Below are 17022 nucleotides of genomic sequence, written 5' to 3' on the forward strand. Positions count from 1 at the left end.
TCATTAACTTACGAAAAAAAAGTAGCTATTTTTTATTGACATCGAACAAGACTTTTTGTATTATACTTACATAAGGTAAGTTATTTACTTTCGAATTATAAATCTCGAATTGAAGATAAAATGTTTAAAAGGGAGAGAATACAATGACAAAAGTACTATTTATTACAGCAAATCCAAATTCAGCAGAAGGTTCTTTCGGAATGGCAGTAGGAGAAGCTTTCATCGAAGCTTATAAAAACGAACATCCACAAGACGAAGTTGTAACAATTGATTTATTCAACACTACAGTACCAGCAATCGATGCAGATGTATTTGCTGCTTGGGGTAAATTTGCAGCAGGTGAAGGCTTTGAAACTTTAACTGAAGTTCAACAACAAAAAGTTGCAGCAATGAACACAAACTTAGAAACATTTATGCATGCGGATCGTTATGTATTCGTAACTCCAATGTGGAACTTTAGCTATCCACCAGTAGTAAAAGCATACTTAGATAACTTAGCAATCGCAGGTAAAACATTCAAGTACACTGAAAATGGTCCAGTTGGCTTATTAGAAGGCAAAAAAGCACTTCACATTCAAGCAACAGGTGGCGTTTATTCTGAAGGAGCATATGCAGCTGTAGACTTCGGCCGCAATCACTTAAAAACAGTATTAGGATTCATTGGTGTAAATGATACTGAATATATTGCAGTTGAAGGTATGAATGCAAACCCTGAAAAAGCACCAGAAATTAAAGAAGCAGCAATTGCTAATGCTCGTGAATTAGCAAAACGTTTCTAATATAGAATACTTAAAAATGTCCAAGCACCTGCTGTTTGGACATTTTTTCTTCTTTTTCCTTCGTTTGTCTAGTATAATGAAGGTCGGAATGATAATAGGTGGGGGTTCTGTATGATTCAAACGTTTTTTAAAATCTTTTATTTAATTTTAATCGTAATTGCGATTACACCGAGAATGTGGCGTCTGAAAAGACAAGTAAATACGATGTCGCCACAAGAAAAAGATAATGCTGTGTACAAAACGACAAATTGGTTTGGTAAGAAAATGGTACGTGTAGCTGGGGGAACAGTCGAAGTAAAAGGACTTGAAAATGTTCCAAAAGATAAGCCAGTACTAGTTGTAAGTAATCATCAGAGTAATATGGATATTCCTGTTTTACTAGGTTACTTAAATAAACCAATTGGATTTGTTTCAAAAGCAGAGATTAAGAAGTTTCCAGTTGTACCAACTTGGATGGAACTTATGAATTGTGTATTTATGGTTCGTAATGATCGTCGTCAATCTCTTCAAGCGATTAAAGATGGAATTGAGCTATTAAAGAACGGGCATTCTATCGTAATCTTCCCAGAAGGGACGAGAAGTAAGGGTGGCGAAATTGGAGAGTTTAAGGCTGGGAGTTTTCACCTTGCAGTAAAATCTGGTGTAGCAATCTTACCTGTAACATTAGATGGGACATATAAAATGTTTGAAGCGAATGGAAACCGTATGAAGCCAGCTCATGCAACAGTAACCATTTCGAAGCCGATTACACCTGAAGAGTATGCCAATATGGATATAAAAGAGTTAACGAAGCATACACAGGATGTTATCGCATCACAATTACATAAGTAATAAAAAAGGTGTCAGCTTATATTAAGCTGACACCTTTTTTATGCTGTAGGTAAGACGTAAAAGAGTACGCAGAAGAACATCATCGCACTACCACCTAAAACGAAAAGATGCCAAATGGCATGATTGAAAGGCAATTTTTCCCAAAGAAAGAATATAGCCCCTACAGAATATAAAATTCCGCCCGCTAAAAGTAGTGAAAAACCATGTCCAGTTAGATTTTCATAAAGTGGTTTAATAGCGATGATTATGAGCCATCCCATTATGATATAACATAATGTTGATGCCTTAATAAAGCGACGTACAAAGAAAATTTTGAAGATGATACCTCCGAGTGCTAGTGTCCATATAATAGCGAGTAACGTCCAGCCTAATGGTCCACGAAGCGTAATCAGTAAAAAAGGAGTGTATGTGCCAGCGATTAATAAATAAATGGCTGAGTGATCTAGTATAGTAAATAATTTTTCTACTTTTGGATGATGAATGCTATGTAACAAGGTCGAAAACAAGTACAGTAAAAACATGCTTACACCATAAACCGTAAATGCAACTACAGCAGATGCGGTACCATGCTTAGAGGCATGAATAATTAATATAATTAAGGCAGGGATGCTTAAAATGGCACCGATACCATGTGTAATTGCATTTGCAATTTCTTCTTTCACAAAATGTGTCATTCGTGTCATTTTTTCAGTCATAATGCAAATCCTTTCTACTATCATAAAATAATATGTCGTTTCCCTTACCATATCATACACAAGGGCAATAGAAAATGAAATTTGTATAATTGATTATATTTTTGAATTTTTTTGACAAAAGGCAATGGATTTGTTGACGTTTTCAAACTTTTTTGACAAAATAAAATTATGCAATAATAGGACAAGGAATCTACTAATAAAGGGGATGGAGAAATGTTTTCAAATATTGGCTTTCCAGGATTAATTTTAATTTTAGTAGCTGTACTTATTTTGTTTGGGCCGAAAAAATTGCCGGAAATCGGAAAGGCTTTAGGGGAAACGTTAAAAGAGTTCAAAAAATCAACGAAAGAATTGACTGATGATGCATTTCAAGAGAAGGAAAAGAAAGAAAAAATGTAATGAATTTTCCTCGAAATGGATAAATAAAGTGTGGTGAACGAAATGGAAGATCGGGAAATGAGCGTAGTAGAACATATTGTTGAGCTTCGCAAACGAGTAATATATACGGTGTTATCCTTTGTACTATTTTTAATTATCGGATTTACTTTTACGAAGGATATTTATTTTTGGCTAGTAAAAGATTTACCAATGAAATTAACTGTTCTCGGTCCAAGTGATGTATTATGGATTTTTTTCTCGATTGCTACAGTATTTGCTATCGTTTGTACAATTCCTTTTGCTGCTATACAAATTTGGTTATTTGTAAAACCGGGTTTACATCCAAATGAACAAAAGATGACAGTAATGTATATACCGGTATTGTCTATATTATTTATTGCAGGTTTATGCTTTGGATATTTCGTTGTAATGCCGTTTTTATTTCATTTTTTAACTACGATAGGTAATGAAATGTTTAATACGATGTTTACGACAGAAAAGTATTTTCATTTTGTTCTTAATTTAACAGTTCCATTTGCTGTAATTTTTGAATTACCTGTAGTTGTCATGTTTTTAACGAGTATTGGGCTGTTAACGTCGGAATTTCTAATAAAAATAAGAAGGTATGCTTACGTAGCATTGATTATCATTGCATCGTGTATATCACCGCCTGATTTTTTATCTCATAGTTTAGTAGCGGTACCGCTTATTTGTATTTATGAAATTAGTATCGCTTTATCAAAGATTGTTAATAAACGAAAAAAGAAAAGAGAAGAAGAAATACAGTCGAAAAGTGCCTCGTTATAAAGGCACTTTTTTTATATATTTGTTATACTTTAGACATAAATGTATACAATATATAGAAGAAAAAAATTATAGAATCTCCAAAATTTAGACAAACTTTGCGCTTTGCTAAGTTTATACTAAAATTATTAAGCAATATACGGATAACGGGATTCCTGTCTTATCGGATATTTAGGACGGAGGATGAATAGAGTATAAATCTTCTAACCAAAAGGACTACAGGGATTGACTAAGGATACTTTTGTATTCATAGAAGTCTCCACTTTAAACAACGTGTTACAGCGTAAAGTAGAGGAAGTTCAAAAATCCAATGAAAAAGAGGATTGATATTGTGATTACGAAAAGTTTTTATTTCACTCATTCAACAGGGGATTGTATTAAAATATTCGAAATCCCTGTCCTACAGGCACAGCATCCATTATCGTTTCTAATTCAGTCTCGTCTTCAATTATTTATTGCAAAAATTCAAAAACAAAAGCACCCAAGATTTTCGTATTCTTTCCGTGAATATTTGCAAAATTGTTTGAAGTGGAATGATTATTTAAATGTATATAAAACAAATACCCTTGAAAAAAATGCATGATACAGAGTATGGACAGGGTTAGTAAACTCTGTCTTTTTCATTTTAGGTATAAAAATATAATTAATTTGGTGAAATTTGTTCGAAATTGTTGAAAGCACAGGGAATGCTAGTATAATAACAAGGAGAGCGTATTGGAAAGGGAAGAATATAATATGCAAAAAATTAAAATTGTAACAGATTCAACTGCAGATTTAACGCAGGATGTAATCGAAAAGTATGGCATTCATGTGCTACCATTATCAATCTCTGTAAATGGACAAACATATTTAGATCGCGTTGATTTACAACCTGATGAATTTATTGAAGAAATGATCAAATCAGAGGAATTACCAAAAACATCACAGCCGGCAATGGGTACATTTGTAGAAATGTATGACAAGTTAGGTGAAGATGGAAGTGAAGTACTTTCCATTCATATGACAAGTGGAATGAGTGGTACTGTTGCAACTGCGAATAGTGCTGCAACGATGACTGATACAAAAGTAACAGTTGTTGATTCTCAATTTATTACACATGCTTTAGCATATCAAGTAATTGAAGCTGCAAAAATGGCAAATGAAGGGCGCTCACTAGAAGATATTATAAAGCGAATTGATGAAGTGAGAAAAAATACTCGCTTATATGTAGTTGTAGATACATTGGAGAACTTAGTGAAAGGTGGACGTATTGGTAAAGGAAAAGCATTTATCGGTTCTTTACTGAACATCAAACCAATTGCTAACCTTGAAGGTGGAGCATACAATCCAGTGACAAAAGTTCGTAGTCAAGGACAGATTGTAAAGACACTAACAAAAATATTTGAACAAGATACAGCAGGAAAGTCTATAAAAGCTGTTGCAATTCCGCATGCAAAAGCAATTCCATTAGCTGAAAGTGTAAAAGCAGCGGTTGAAAAAGTGAGTGGATTTACTCAATCAGAAATTTTCTATACAACACCTATTATTAGTACTCATACAGGTCCAGGTGCAATCGGATTTATGTATTTAGCAGAGTAATAAAAAGCTACTTGAAACTTATTTCAAGTAGCTTTTTTATGTGAATAGAAAGTAAGAAATAAGAAGGGCTATACAGGCACTACCGCTAATGATATAGCGAGTCTGCAAATATTCATTCATAGAAAACACCTACTAATTAAAGTTTCACTTTATGACTTTCTATAGTATATGTTGGATATTGAAAATAAGTAGTTACGTTATACTTGTAATGTTTCAATTTTTTCATTTGTTTGCTTATCATTTGTTACGCTATTATAAGTGAAAGTTTGGCCTAAAAAGAGTACATGCAGTTGTTCCCACGGTAACATACGTAAATTCCAATTATTTCGAAGCCTTGTTACTGCCTCGCGGGGTGTTTCATCGGCGAGGGCAAAAGCTCCGTAATGCATTGGTATAAAGTGTGTAGCGTTTAAATCTAAATAAGCTTGCACTGCCTCTTCAGGTGAAACATGAGATACTTTCATAAACCATTCTGGTTCATAAGCACCAATTGGCATGAGGGCAATATCAATTGAAAAGCGTTTGCCAATTTCTTTGAAACCTTGGAAATAGCCACTGTCACCACAAAAATAAATGGTTTCTTTCGTTGTTTCATTATTAATAATCCATCCACCCCAGTGAGATGTATTCATATCAAATAAGGATCTTCTCGTCCAGTGCTGGGCAGGGACAAAGTGAAAGGAAACCGCACTAATTGTTGTATTTTCCCACCAATTATACTCTTCTACGTTAGTAAATTTTTTGCGAGTAAATAATTTTTTCAGCCCAATAGGTACTAGGTATAAAACATCATCATTTAGCTGGCGAAGCGTTGAAAAATCTAAATGATCATAATGACCGTGCGAAATGAGGACAATATCAATTTTAGGTAGTTCTTGTAAAGAAAGACCAGGTTCTGTAAGTCTAGGAACTAATTTTAATTTTGAAGCCCATACTGGATCTGTTAATATATTTAATCCATTCATTTGGATAAGGAATGTTGAATGACCAATCCAAGTTACAGTCGTCTTTTCAAAGTTGTTTTGTAGGAATTTACTTTGTTTAACAGGTGATTGTTCTACTAAAAAAGAAAAATCCTTTTTATTTTGTTTTCGCTCTTTTCGCCAACGTAGGAAGGAACGAATTGATTTTTTTGTGCTTATATTATCCATATTTTCATAACGTTTTGTCATGAACATCACCTCATTTAAAATCGTTGTAATTGTATTGTACCGAAATGTTGTTAAGGAATACAGTGTATAACATGGATGAATGTTTAAAGAATTGTTAAAAAATAGGGGGATGCATTTACAAAAGTAACAATTAAATTCGTTTGCAACTTCTATTTAGAGAAATAATAGTAAAAAATAAATTTTGTCTAGTAATTGGCTTGAAATAAAGAAGTAACATACGTAAATTCGTACGATTTCGTGAACAAATGTAGTAAACAATTTTCTCATAGTGTTAACTTTTGTTATGATAAACATAACCTATTTAAATTTAGGATAGAGAAAAGAGGTTTGTTTATAAATGAAGCGTTATCAAAAAATAATTGGTCTTATGGTTGTATTTTGTCTCTTTGTACTTGCTGGATGTAGTGAATCAGGTTCAAAGCTTCGTAAACCATTGAATTGGGATTTAGAAACTTTCCAATTTACAAATCAAGATGGAAAGTCATTTGGTACAAAAGATTTAAAAGGGAAAGTTTGGGTTGCAGATTTTATGTTCACAAACTGTCAAACAGTTTGTCCGCCAATGACTGCTAATATGGCAAAACTGCAAAAGATGGCAAAAGAAGAGAAATTAGACGTTCAGTTTGTTTCATTTAGTGTAGATCCAGACCTTGATAAGCCGGAGAATTTGAAGGCTTTCATTCAAAAGTTCACAGAGGATACTAGTAACTGGAATTTATTAACGGGTTATTCGTTAGAAGATATTACAAAGTTTGCAAAAGATAATTTCCAATCACTTGTAGATAAACCTGAGAATGGTCAAGTTATGCATGGTACATCATTTTATTTAATTGATCAAAATGGAAAAGTAATGAAAAAGTATAATGGTATTAGTAATACGCCGTACGAAGACATTATACGTGATATGAAGCGATTAGCGGATTAAAAAGAAGGGTGCATAGCACCCTTCTTTTTTTTACATTAGTCTATGGATAAAATGTCATGCTGTTGTGGAAGTTTTGGTGCACGAATTTCTAACACGCCATTTCGATACGAAGCTTTCGCTGCTTTTTTATTAATTGAGTACGGTAATTTAATTAATCTGGATGCTTCTGAAATAGAACGTTCTCGGCGATAATAGTTATGAGATGTTTCTTCCTCTGCTTCTTCTAGAATCTCTTCTTTTACAGAGACCTTAAAGTATTCACTTTGTATTTCAATTTGAATTTGTTCTTTTTGTATACCTGGTAGTTCAGCTGTAACAACGAGTTCTTCACCAACTTCATATAAATCTACAGGGAATGTTAATAAACGGTTTCCTTTTTGGAAAAAATGATTTAAATCAGCGATTACATTGCGAAGTGGTGTTTGCTCGAAGAAATCATCAATTTGTTTTAAATAATTTCGAACCGGTGGGCGAGAAGAGTCTTTTTTTTCTTCACTCATGGTATTCCCTCCTAGAAATCAATTTGCAATATCATATGACAAAAGCGGAGAAAGGTGATTGCCTAGTTTTCATGTTTTCATAAAAAATTGTTAAAAATGTGAAATGGAGTGATTTTTTTATAGTTTTTGGTCGCCATATTCAATTGATTATGCTAGTATAAATAGGGTTGATATAGTAGTATATAGACAGAATGAAAACTGAAAGAGGGTAAGAAGTATGTGTGGTTTTGTAGGATGTTTATGTGAAAACCCTAGAGAGTTTTCAGAAACAGAAAAACATCAATTTGAAAATATGAACACGATGATTTTCCACCGCGGTCCAGATGACGAAGGATATTTTCGTGATGAACATGTACAATTTGGCTTCCGCCGTTTAAGCATCATTGACTTAGAGGCAGGACATCAGCCGCTAACTTATGAAAATGATCGATATGTAATTATTTTTAATGGTGAAATTTACAACTATGTAGAATTACGTGAAATGTTACTTGAAAAAGGTGCAACGTTTGCAACACAATCGGATACAGAAGTTATCATTGCATTGTATGCGCATATGAAAGAAAAATGTGTAGACTATCTTCGTGGTATGTTTGCATTTATGATTTGGGATCGTGAAGAGAAGAAACTTTTCGGTGCACGTGACCACTTCGGTATTAAACCTTTATACGTCGCACAACAAGGTGATACTACATTCTTCGCATCTGAGAAGAAAAGTATTATGCATGTGATGGAAGATAAAGGCGTTAATCCAACGTCACTACAACATTACTTTACGTACCAATATGGTCCAGAGCCAGAAACATTAACAATTGATGTTAATAAAATCGAGCCTGGTCATTATTTCGTAAAAGAAATCGGTAAAGAGATGGAAATCCATCGCTACTGGAAACCTTATTTCAATGCTTCAAGCGCAACGAAAGAGGAGCATATCCAAGCAATTCGTGATGTGTTATATGATTCAGTAAAAGTGCATATGCGCAGTGATGTACCAGTAGGTTCATTCTTATCTGGTGGTATCGATTCATCTATTATCGCTTCTATCGCAAGAGAAATGAATCCAAATCTTTTAACATTCTCTATTGGTTTTGAACAACGTGGTTTCAGTGAAGTTGATGTTGCCAAAGAAACTGCTGAGAAATTAGGCGTTAAAAATCATAACGTATTCATTTCAGCGAAAGAGTTTATGGATGAGTTCCCAAAAATCATTTGGCATATGGATGATCCTTTAGCAGATCCAGCAGCTGTACCATTGTACTTCGTTGCAAAAGAAGCACGTAAGCATGTAACAGTTGTTCTTTCAGGTGAAGGTGCAGACGAGCTATTTGGTGGTTATAATATTTATCGTGAGCCAAACTCACTAAAAATGTTCTCTTACATTCCTAGCCCAGGTAAGAGCGTTCTAAAAGCATTAAGTGGTGCTCTTAAAGAAGGCTTTAAAGGAAAGAGCTTCCTAGAGCGTGGATGTACGCCAATTGAAGAGCGTTACTACGGAAACGCGAAAATCTTCCGTGAAGAAGAGAAAGTTGAATTAATGAAGTATTACAATGAAAGTGTTAACTATATGGATATCACGAAACCATTGTATAACGAAATTAAAGATTATGATGATGTAAGCAAAATGCAGTACATTGACATGTTCACATGGTTACGCGGTGACATTTTATTAAAAGCTGATAAAATGACAATGGCAAACTCATTAGAACTTCGTGTACCGTTCTTAGATAAAGAAGTATTTGATGTTGCATCTAAAATTCCAACTGAATTTAAGATTGCTAACGGAACTACGAAAGCTATTTTACGTGAAGCAGCACGCGGAATCGTTCCAGATCACGTATTAGATCGTAAAAAACTTGGATTCCCAGTACCAATTCGTCACTGGTTAAAAGACGAAATGCATGATTGGGCTATCAATATTATAAACGAGAGTAAAACAGAGCATTTAATCGACAAACAGTATGTATTAAACTTACTGGAAGCACATTGTGCAGATAAAGGCGATTATAGCCGTAAAATTTGGACTGTACTTGCGTTTATGGTATGGCATCAAATTTATGTTGAGCATAAATACGATACGAATAAGTTCCACGAAGAAACGAAACGTGCGTATAGCTTAGTTTAATTAGAAAAACCTTAAGATCGCATACGATCTTAAGGTTTTTTTCATAAATAGAACGAATTATTGATACAATAATAGTAAAAGGATGGACAACATATGATTACGTTTGAAAAAGTAAATGTAGAAAATGAAAACGTTGTTAATGAAATGTTTCGCTCACATAGTTTAAGTGAGAATCAGGTACAGTATTGTGTGAAAGTTGATGATACATATATTGGTGTAATAGATTATCGTGTTCAAGAGGAGAGTGCGGTTTTATCTCAGTTAATTATTCACTTTGATTATCAAAGTTATGGTTATGGGACGAATACGTATTTTACATTTGAAACGATGATGAAAGAAAGAAATGTGAAAGAGATAAAAGTAATACAAACGGAATTAACGGAACAAGCTAAATCTTTTATAGAGAGCTTTGGTTTTAATGAAGAAGATGGAATATATGTGAAAAAAATATAACGATGGGTAGTTACGCGAGATAAATATAAGGCAGGTGGATATATGACGATGACTTCTGGTCTTGTATTAATTGGAGGGTGTTTTCTAGTAGCAGAGCTAATCCATATGTTCATTCGAAAAAGAATGAATAAGAAGAAAAAGCCGTATGAATTACAATATGCCCCTGTATTTTTCTTTTTATTTTGTATGCTGATTACATTACAAAACATAACGAACTTCCCGCCGCTTTTAAATATTTTTTTGAAGTTCGGTTTGCTGTATAGTAGCACTGGAATAGCCCTTTTATTTCTTTTATTTTGCATACGTTATATTCACTATCAATCGTATATATTTATTTTAAATTGGTTAAAGCAAAATGATAGAAACCGCCTTACATAAGGCGGTTTTTTTATTTGTAATTGTAATGGCTTTGAAAGTCATATGTATATTGCTTTATTTAATAGTAGTTCCATAGATCAAAAAACAACGAGGTGCAATTTGACATGAAATATAAATAAATGGATAACAAGATACAGATGTTTTTGTATATAAAGCTCAAAAATTTATTAGAATTTATAAAAATGATTAGATGATTCAACATATTATCTGTTATTAGTATGTGATAATATATATTCTTAATCTGTAACGTAAGTAGGTGTGTAAATTTGAAATGTGAATCAACTACTCTATATTAAATGCTTGCAAATAGCAGGATTAAATTTTTGGGAGGTATCGTTTTTGTATGTTTAATTTTGATATTTTATTTCTTGAATGGATGACCAGTCTGGAGGGAAGTGTGCTTACAATACTTTTTAAACTTATATCCAATATTGCAAATGAAACGTTGTATTTAGTCATTATTTCCATGTTATATTGGTGCGTCTCTAAAAGAAAAGCATTTCATATGATTGTTATGCTTTGTTTCTCTGGGTATATAGGGCTAGTGGTAAAAGAATTCATGAAAATCCCGCGACCGTATACATACGACGGAATTCAGGCTTTATATGAAAAATCAGCCGCAGGTTATTCTTTTCCAAGTACACACGTCCAGTTAGCGACAACATTTTGGGGCTCTTTTATGATGATATGCACAAAGAGAATCATTTGGATCATTGGAATTATTTTTATAATATTGGTTGCTACTTCTCGTCTATATTTACGTGTCCATTGGCTCAGTGATATAATAGGTGCCATTTTAATTAGTGTCATAGTTGTTTATTTATATACGAGAGTAACAGGGGAATTAAGTGATAGGAAATTTATATTGTTACAGCGAATTGTATTGGCAGTTTCACTCATTATGTATTTTATAACAGACCAAATAGATAATTTTAAATTACTTGGAGTTTTGACAGGTTCTACGATGGGTATCATGTTAGAAAATCATTTTATTAAAATGAATGAAAATAATGATTTTAAAATACAAGTAGTAAAAACAGTATTAGGTCTTAGTTTCATGTTCATGATACAGCTCATACTAAAAAAAGTAATACCTGATATGTATTATGTACGTTATGTATTGACTGGAATTACAATTACTTTCTTAGTCCATTTCTTTTTCACATGTTACGGTTGAAAAATGTGAGTAGCAAATAAGTACAAAAATATTTTGAATAAAAATGAGATCTAAATTATATATATTGAAAAAGTTTTCTGATATATCTATTGACAATGTATGAGATATACATTAGTCTTTAAATGTAAATGATAATCAATTTCAACTTGGAGGACTTATGACACGCACTAAAAATATTCTTATACTTTGCGTTATGTTACTAATGGTCGTAATCGCAGGGTGCGGTAAAGAAGAAGAGAAGAAAGATAAAGATACATCTGTAAAGGCAAAAGATTCATATAATGTAAAGCATGCAATGGGCGAAACGACAGTAAGTGGTACACCAAAAAGAGTTGTTGTTTTAACAAATGAGGGTGCTGAGGCACTTTTAACTGTTGGGGTAACGCCAGTTGGAACGACAAAACCACGAGCTGGTGATGAATGGTATCCTCATGTAGCAAAAGAGTTAAAAAATACGAAAGTAGTAGGAACTGAGCGTGACATTAATTTAGAAGCAGTAATGAAGCTTCAGCCAGATTTAATTATCGGAAATAAAATGCGTCACGAAAAAATATACGAGCAGTTAAAAGAAATCGCACCAACAGTATATGCTGAAACATTACGCGGTGATTGGAAAGAAAACTTTACACTTTATACTAAAGCTGTAAATAAAGAAAAAGAAGGGCAAAATGCTCTTAATGATTATAAAAAGCGTATTGCGGGAATAAAAGAACAATTAGGTGATAAAGTTAACTCTAAAGTTTCAATTATTCGCTTCGTCCCTGGTGATGTTCGTATTTATCAAAAAAATTCATTCTCAGGCGTTGTATTAAATGATATCGGATTTAAACGACCACCATTACAAGATAAAGATGAATTTGCGATAAAAGGAATTACAAAAGAGCAAATTCCAAATATGGACGGGGATTATTTATTCTATTTCACATCGGATAAAGATGCGGATAAGAATAATGAAGGAAACACGTTAGCGAAAGAATGGACAGAAGATCCACTATTTAAACAGTTACAGGCTTCTAAAGATAATAAAGTATTCCAAGTAGATGAAGTGATTTGGAATACCGCAGGTGGTATTGTAGCTGCAAACCTTATGTTAGATGATATTGAAAAATATTTTCTAAAGTAAATGAATGGTCGAGTACATCACTGGAAATAGGTGATGTACTTTTTTATTTATAAAAATACAGAAAATTCCTTCTTTTAGGTGTGGATAAGTTGTACAATTAAACCAATCATGGAATAAAGGAGTGGGAATAAATGAAAGCTACTCATAAAGATTGGATTTTGTTTAACGGAAGAATTGTAAACACGAAGGAAGAACAGCCGATGATTCCATTAGAGGAGAGAGGATTTCAATTTGGTGATGGTATATACGAGGTATTCAGACTATATGATGGGAAGCCACATTTATTAGATTTACATTTGGAACGATTCTTTAATTCTATGGAAGAAATAAAACTAATTCCGCCGTTTACAAAGGAGGAGTTAGTGGAAGAGTTACATCAAATGATTGAAAAAAATCAATTTCAAGAAGATGGGAATGTATATTTACAAATATCAAGAGGTGCTCAAGCACGTAATCATGTATATGAGTCTAATATGCAACCAACATATTTTGCAAATATTGTTTCGTTTCCAAGACCAATTGCTGCTATGGAACGAGGAATAAAAGTTACTGTAGAAGAGGATATACGCTGGAAGTTCTGCCATATAAAATCTTTAAACCTGCTACCTAATATTATGATTAAAAATAAAATAAACGAACAAGGCTATCAAGAAGCGATATTAGTACGAGATGGAATTGTAACTGAAGGGTGTCATTCAAATTTCTTTATGGTGAAAAATAATAAATTGATTACACATCCGGCTGACAATTTCATTCTCCACGGCATTACACGTCACTTCGTTATTACATTAGCGAAAGAGTTACATATTGAAGTAGAAGAACGAGAATTTTCACTACAAGAAGTTTATGAGGCTGATGAGTGCTTCTTTACAGCGACACCACTTGAAATATTCCCAGTCGTTCAAATTGGTGATGAACAGTTTGGAACCGGCGAAAGAGGACTAATTACAAAGAAACTTCAAATTGCATATGAAGAAAGTATTCGTTTGTTTAAAGTAACGAATTAATATTGAAGAAAAAAGCTGGTATTCCGCCAGCTTTTTTTCATGATATAATTCAAGCATAGGACAAGTTTTGAAAACGCTGTAAAAAGGGGATTTAATGTATGAATTATGAAGATTTTAAAGAAGTAATTCACGGTAGACGAAGTGTTAGAAAGTTTACAGAACAAGAAGTATCCACTAGTGATATAAAAGAAATTATTGATTGTGCTCGTTATGCACCAAGTGATACGAACTCACAAACGTGGGAGTTCTTGGTCATTATGAACCGAGAGAAAATTAAAGAAATTGAACAAATGACATGGGATGCATTACATAAACTTGCGGCAAAAGCGGCAGAAAACGGAGAAGAGAAAGCAGGGAAATTACTTACACGTTCTTTCGGACCATATGCAACAGCTTTCTCGGAGGCGCCAGTATTAATCGTATGTTTGGCAACGCCATATGAATCAAAGTTTCGTGAAAAGATATTTGATCCAATTGCTTTTGTTCCAGATTCAGTTTGGGAAGAAGAAGGAATTAAGAGTAGCTGTTTAGCAGCACAAAATTTAATGTTGGCTGCACATGCGAAGGGGCTTGGTACTTGTCCGATGACAGGACCAGTATTGTTAGCTCAAGATGAACTACGACAATATTTACAGATTGAGCCTGAAAAACAAATAAACATGGTTGTTTCACTTGGTTTTCCGAAAGATAAGCCGAAGAAACTTCCAAGAAAAGAAGTAGATGAGATTACAACATTTGTTTTTTAAAGCCCAAAATAAAAAGACATTGAATGAACAATGTCTTTTTATTTTGGACAGGTATGTAATTAATTTGTTGGGCTAAAATGATAGATAAGAGGGAATTACTATTTATTTCATAAAAAAAATTAATGTTCTATTAAGGAAAGTATGATACATTAATCGTGAGCAATATTCTATTTGTTCATGAAAGTGTTGAAAGTAGTCTTAAAATGTAAAAGTTATTTTTGTATAATAAATTATAATGAAATGACAGGGGGGATGAATTTTGAAAAAATTCATAATCACTGGATTGTCTGTATTGTTACTAGTTGGTTGCGGTACTCCACAGGAAAAAGGGGATACACAATCAAAGCAGGAAGAAAAAGTTGTAAACGCAAGTAATGAGAATATAGTTGTATTTCCTGAAGGAGCGGTGCCAGTCGGAGAAGGCAAAGTGAAAGTTATTACTCCAGATGGCACCTCTGAAAATGGAAATATCCCGGCTGTGTTTATCAAAAAGGATACTTTAATTCAGCAAGTTGAATTAGAGCTTTCTAATTTTCAAAACGATAAAGAAACATTTATATTTGTAGATCAAGTATATGCAGATAAACATCAAGTCACTAGTACAACACAGACAACAGTACAATTAAAAGACAAGACGCTTGAGACAGGTAATCATACGGTTACTGCAGTTCAGTATGAAAACAATGACCCAAAAGGAAAGGTTATTAGTTTTAATCAAGCAACATTTGAGACAAAACCTGCGTCTTAATAAGAATAAAAAGCACATTACTCAAAAAGTAGTGTGCTTTTTTGTTTGGATTGAACAATATAATAGAGAATACTTTGTTTCACTTTCTAGTATGAATAGGAAGCTGTTATTCTTTATTATATAAGAGAAAGGAATTGAAAGCTTGAAGCGATGTATTCGTATTTTCTTATTCATTATAATAATGTCGATAATTTGGTTTACTTTACAAGAGACAATAGAAGTTACGCTCAATTATCAAATTTATGATTTGTTAATTGGAGCTGTATGTTTTACAATTGTGTACCTGTTCTATGATAAACTCAGATTAAGATAAATTTTTGTAAGAAAAATGTAGGATTTATATTTAATATGTCGAATAAAACATATGGTGTCGTAATAACAAATTTTCTATTGTTTACTGTGAAACAGAAGAAGGGGAGAGAGTAGTTATGAAACGAGCTCTTATTAATATTGATTATACATATGATTTTGTAGCTGAAAAAGGTGCTTTAACATGTGGGAAACCAGGACAAGAAATTGAGAAGGAAATTGTACATATAACGAAGCAATATATTGAAAATGGAGATTACGTTGTCTTTGCGATTGATAAACATGAAGAAAACGATGTATATCATCCAGAATCAAAGTTATTCCCGCCTCATAATATAGCAGGTACTAATGGAAGAGGTTTGTTTGGTGAATTACAAGATGTGTACGAAACATATAAAAATGCAGAGAATGTATATTATATGGATAAAACACGATATAGTGCATTTGCAGGAACAGACTTAGAGATGAAGTTAAGAGAAAGAGGAATAGAAGAGGTTCATCTTGTTGGTGTTTGTACTGATATTTGTGTTCTCCACACAGCAGTAGACGCTTATAATAAAGGATTTAAAATTGTAGTTTATGAAAAGGCGGTTGCATCTTTTAATGAGCAAGGACATGAATTTGCACTTGGACATTTTAAGTCATGCTTACATGCAGAAGTAAAGTAAAAAAGAGGCCTTTAAAAAGGCCTCTTTTTACGTTTAAATTGAGACGAGGTTTTGCTCGATTAGTTTTTTATGAACGGACTAATTTTTTCAGGTAACTCATTTAAATCAAAAAATTGTACATGTAATGATTCAATTCCATCAGCTTTTAACGTACCGCCTGTAATGTCTTTGCAAAGATATGCGATTGTTATAGGGTAAAATTCATGTCCGTTCGGTAATTTTACAAAAAATTCTTTTCCAGAAAATACGTTTATTAACTGTAAAGTTCCTATTTCAATCCCTGTTTCTTCAAGCACTTCTCGTCTTCCAGCTTCTTCTGTTGATTCACCAAGTTCAACGAATCCACCAGGGACAGCCCAAATACCACTTTGTCTTTGTTGAAGTAATATTTGTCCTTGTTCATTGAAAACAGCTACAGCAACGCCAGCTAGATTGATTGGTCTTGATCCAATAACTTCTCTTAGTTCTTCGATATAGCCCATTGTTACTAACCTCCGCAAGTCAAAATATTTTCAAATGAACTATTCGATGTCATGTAAATGTTTTCCTTTTATTAAGATGAGTAGTGTAATCTTAAAGTAAAGTCATTAAAAAAATTTTAATGGTCAGCTCCCTTTAGATAATGAAAAAGG

At 33.1% G+C, this 17022-nt stretch carries 19 protein-coding genes and 2 pseudogenes; 17 read left to right on the plus strand and 4 right to left on the minus strand.

Going from position 1 to position 17022, the window contains the following annotated elements:
• Positions 1–143: 143 nt before the first annotated feature.
• Together KZZ19_RS10605 and KZZ19_RS10610 are read left to right on the plus strand one after the other, a co-directional pair.
• On the plus strand, positions 144–779 hold the full coding sequence (locus KZZ19_RS10605) for an FMN-dependent NADH-azoreductase (RefSeq protein WP_151630574.1): 636 nt from the start codon (positions 144–146) through the stop codon (positions 777–779).
• Between the two features lie 111 nt (positions 780–890).
• Positions 891–1610 carry a lysophospholipid acyltransferase family protein gene (locus KZZ19_RS10610; protein ID WP_237981020.1) on the plus strand — a complete coding sequence of 240 codons (720 nt, stop codon included), beginning with the start codon at positions 891–893 and terminating at the stop codon, positions 1608–1610.
• A gap of 38 nt (positions 1611–1648) precedes the next feature.
• Here KZZ19_RS10610 and trhA read toward each other — a convergent pair whose 3' ends face one another.
• On the minus strand, positions 1649–2305 hold the full coding sequence (gene trhA / locus KZZ19_RS10615; protein WP_237981021.1) for a PAQR family membrane homeostasis protein TrhA: 657 nt from the start codon (positions 2303–2305) through the stop codon (positions 1649–1651).
• Between the two features lie 213 nt (positions 2306–2518).
• Between trhA and KZZ19_RS10620 the strand changes: the two genes are divergently transcribed.
• The 4 genes from KZZ19_RS10620 to KZZ19_RS10635 all read left to right on the plus strand — a co-directional run bounded on the left by KZZ19_RS10620 (position 2519) and on the right by KZZ19_RS10635 (position 5065).
• Positions 2519–2704 carry a twin-arginine translocase TatA/TatE family subunit gene (locus tag KZZ19_RS10620; protein ID WP_000492443.1) on the plus strand — a complete coding sequence of 62 codons (186 nt, stop codon included), beginning with the start codon at positions 2519–2521 and terminating at the stop codon, positions 2702–2704.
• Positions 2705–2746: 42 nt separating this feature from the next.
• Positions 2747–3490: a twin-arginine translocase subunit TatC gene (gene tatC / locus KZZ19_RS10625; protein ID WP_088096283.1), complete on the plus strand. Its 744-nt coding sequence runs from the start codon at positions 2747–2749 to the stop codon at positions 3488–3490.
• A gap of 328 nt (positions 3491–3818) precedes the next feature.
• Positions 3819–4070, plus strand: coding sequence for a DUF2535 family protein (locus KZZ19_RS10630; RefSeq protein WP_000629012.1), 252 nt, complete (start codon positions 3819–3821; stop codon positions 4068–4070).
• 152 nt (positions 4071–4222) lie between these two features.
• Positions 4223–5065 carry a DegV family protein gene (locus KZZ19_RS10635; RefSeq protein ID WP_088096360.1) on the plus strand — a complete coding sequence of 281 codons (843 nt, stop codon included), beginning with the start codon at positions 4223–4225 and terminating at the stop codon, positions 5063–5065.
• Positions 5066–5262: 197 nt separating this feature from the next.
• Here the strand turns inward: KZZ19_RS10635 and KZZ19_RS10640 are convergent, their stop codons facing one another.
• Positions 5263–6237, minus strand: coding sequence for an MBL fold metallo-hydrolase (locus KZZ19_RS10640; protein WP_098342587.1), 975 nt, complete (start codon positions 6235–6237; stop codon positions 5263–5265).
• A gap of 337 nt (positions 6238–6574) precedes the next feature.
• Here KZZ19_RS10640 and KZZ19_RS10645 point away from each other — a divergent pair, with 337 nt between their 5' ends.
• Positions 6575–7162: an SCO family protein gene (locus tag KZZ19_RS10645; protein WP_237981022.1), complete on the plus strand. Its 588-nt coding sequence runs from the start codon at positions 6575–6577 to the stop codon at positions 7160–7162.
• A 35-nt stretch (positions 7163–7197) separates the two neighbouring features.
• Here KZZ19_RS10645 and KZZ19_RS10650 read toward each other — a convergent pair whose 3' ends face one another.
• Complete coding sequence (locus tag KZZ19_RS10650) at positions 7198–7662, minus strand: Hsp20/alpha crystallin family protein (RefSeq protein ID WP_088096287.1); 465 nt, start codon at positions 7660–7662, stop codon at positions 7198–7200.
• A gap of 217 nt (positions 7663–7879) precedes the next feature.
• On the opposite strand from KZZ19_RS10650, the gene asnB reads away from it, so the two are divergent.
• The 10 genes and pseudogenes from asnB to KZZ19_RS10700 all read left to right on the plus strand — a co-directional run bounded on the left by asnB (position 7880) and on the right by KZZ19_RS10700 (position 16390).
• Positions 7880–9781 carry an asparagine synthase (glutamine-hydrolyzing) gene (asnB, locus tag KZZ19_RS10655; RefSeq protein WP_000333826.1) on the plus strand — a complete coding sequence of 634 codons (1902 nt, stop codon included), beginning with the start codon at positions 7880–7882 and terminating at the stop codon, positions 9779–9781.
• Between the two features lie 93 nt (positions 9782–9874).
• On the plus strand, positions 9875–10234 hold the full coding sequence (locus tag KZZ19_RS10660; RefSeq protein WP_088096288.1) for a GNAT family N-acetyltransferase: 360 nt from the start codon (positions 9875–9877) through the stop codon (positions 10232–10234).
• 48 nt (positions 10235–10282) lie between these two features.
• On the plus strand, positions 10283–10612 hold the full coding sequence (locus tag KZZ19_RS10665) for a hypothetical protein (protein ID WP_088096289.1): 330 nt from the start codon (positions 10283–10285) through the stop codon (positions 10610–10612).
• Between the two features lie 343 nt (positions 10613–10955).
• Positions 10956–11809: pseudogene (locus KZZ19_RS10670) on the plus strand (phosphatase PAP2 family protein).
• Positions 11810–11946: 137 nt separating this feature from the next.
• Positions 11947–12912, plus strand: coding sequence for an ABC transporter substrate-binding protein (locus KZZ19_RS10675; RefSeq protein WP_237981024.1), 966 nt, complete (start codon positions 11947–11949; stop codon positions 12910–12912).
• 131 nt (positions 12913–13043) lie between these two features.
• Entirely contained in the window at positions 13044–13919 is an 876-nt protein-coding gene (gene dat / locus KZZ19_RS10680) for a D-amino-acid transaminase (protein WP_088096292.1), read from the plus strand.
• Between the two features lie 98 nt (positions 13920–14017).
• Entirely contained in the window at positions 14018–14665 is a 648-nt protein-coding gene (locus KZZ19_RS10685; protein WP_088096293.1) for a nitroreductase family protein, read from the plus strand.
• A 259-nt stretch (positions 14666–14924) separates the two neighbouring features.
• A complete protein-coding gene (locus KZZ19_RS10690; protein ID WP_088096294.1) occupies positions 14925–15413 on the plus strand; it encodes a hypothetical protein in 489 nt (162 codons plus the stop codon).
• A gap of 133 nt (positions 15414–15546) precedes the next feature.
• The gene (locus tag KZZ19_RS10695) at positions 15547–15726 is read left to right on the plus strand and encodes a hypothetical protein (RefSeq protein ID WP_226545510.1); all 180 of its coding nucleotides are present in this window, start codon (positions 15547–15549) and stop codon (positions 15724–15726) included.
• A gap of 115 nt (positions 15727–15841) precedes the next feature.
• Positions 15842–16390, plus strand: coding sequence for a cysteine hydrolase family protein (locus KZZ19_RS10700; RefSeq protein ID WP_088096295.1), 549 nt, complete (start codon positions 15842–15844; stop codon positions 16388–16390).
• 33 nt (positions 16391–16423) lie between these two features.
• On the opposite strand, the pseudogene KZZ19_RS10705 reads toward KZZ19_RS10700, so the two are convergent.
• A pseudogene (locus tag KZZ19_RS10705) lies at positions 16424–16872 on the minus strand (NUDIX hydrolase).
• Positions 16873–17022: the final 150 nt, after the last annotated feature.

It is taken from the genome of Bacillus thuringiensis, from assembly GCF_022095615.2.
Taxonomy (GTDB): Bacteria; Bacillota; Bacilli; order Bacillales; family Bacillaceae_G; genus Bacillus_A; species Bacillus_A cereus_AG.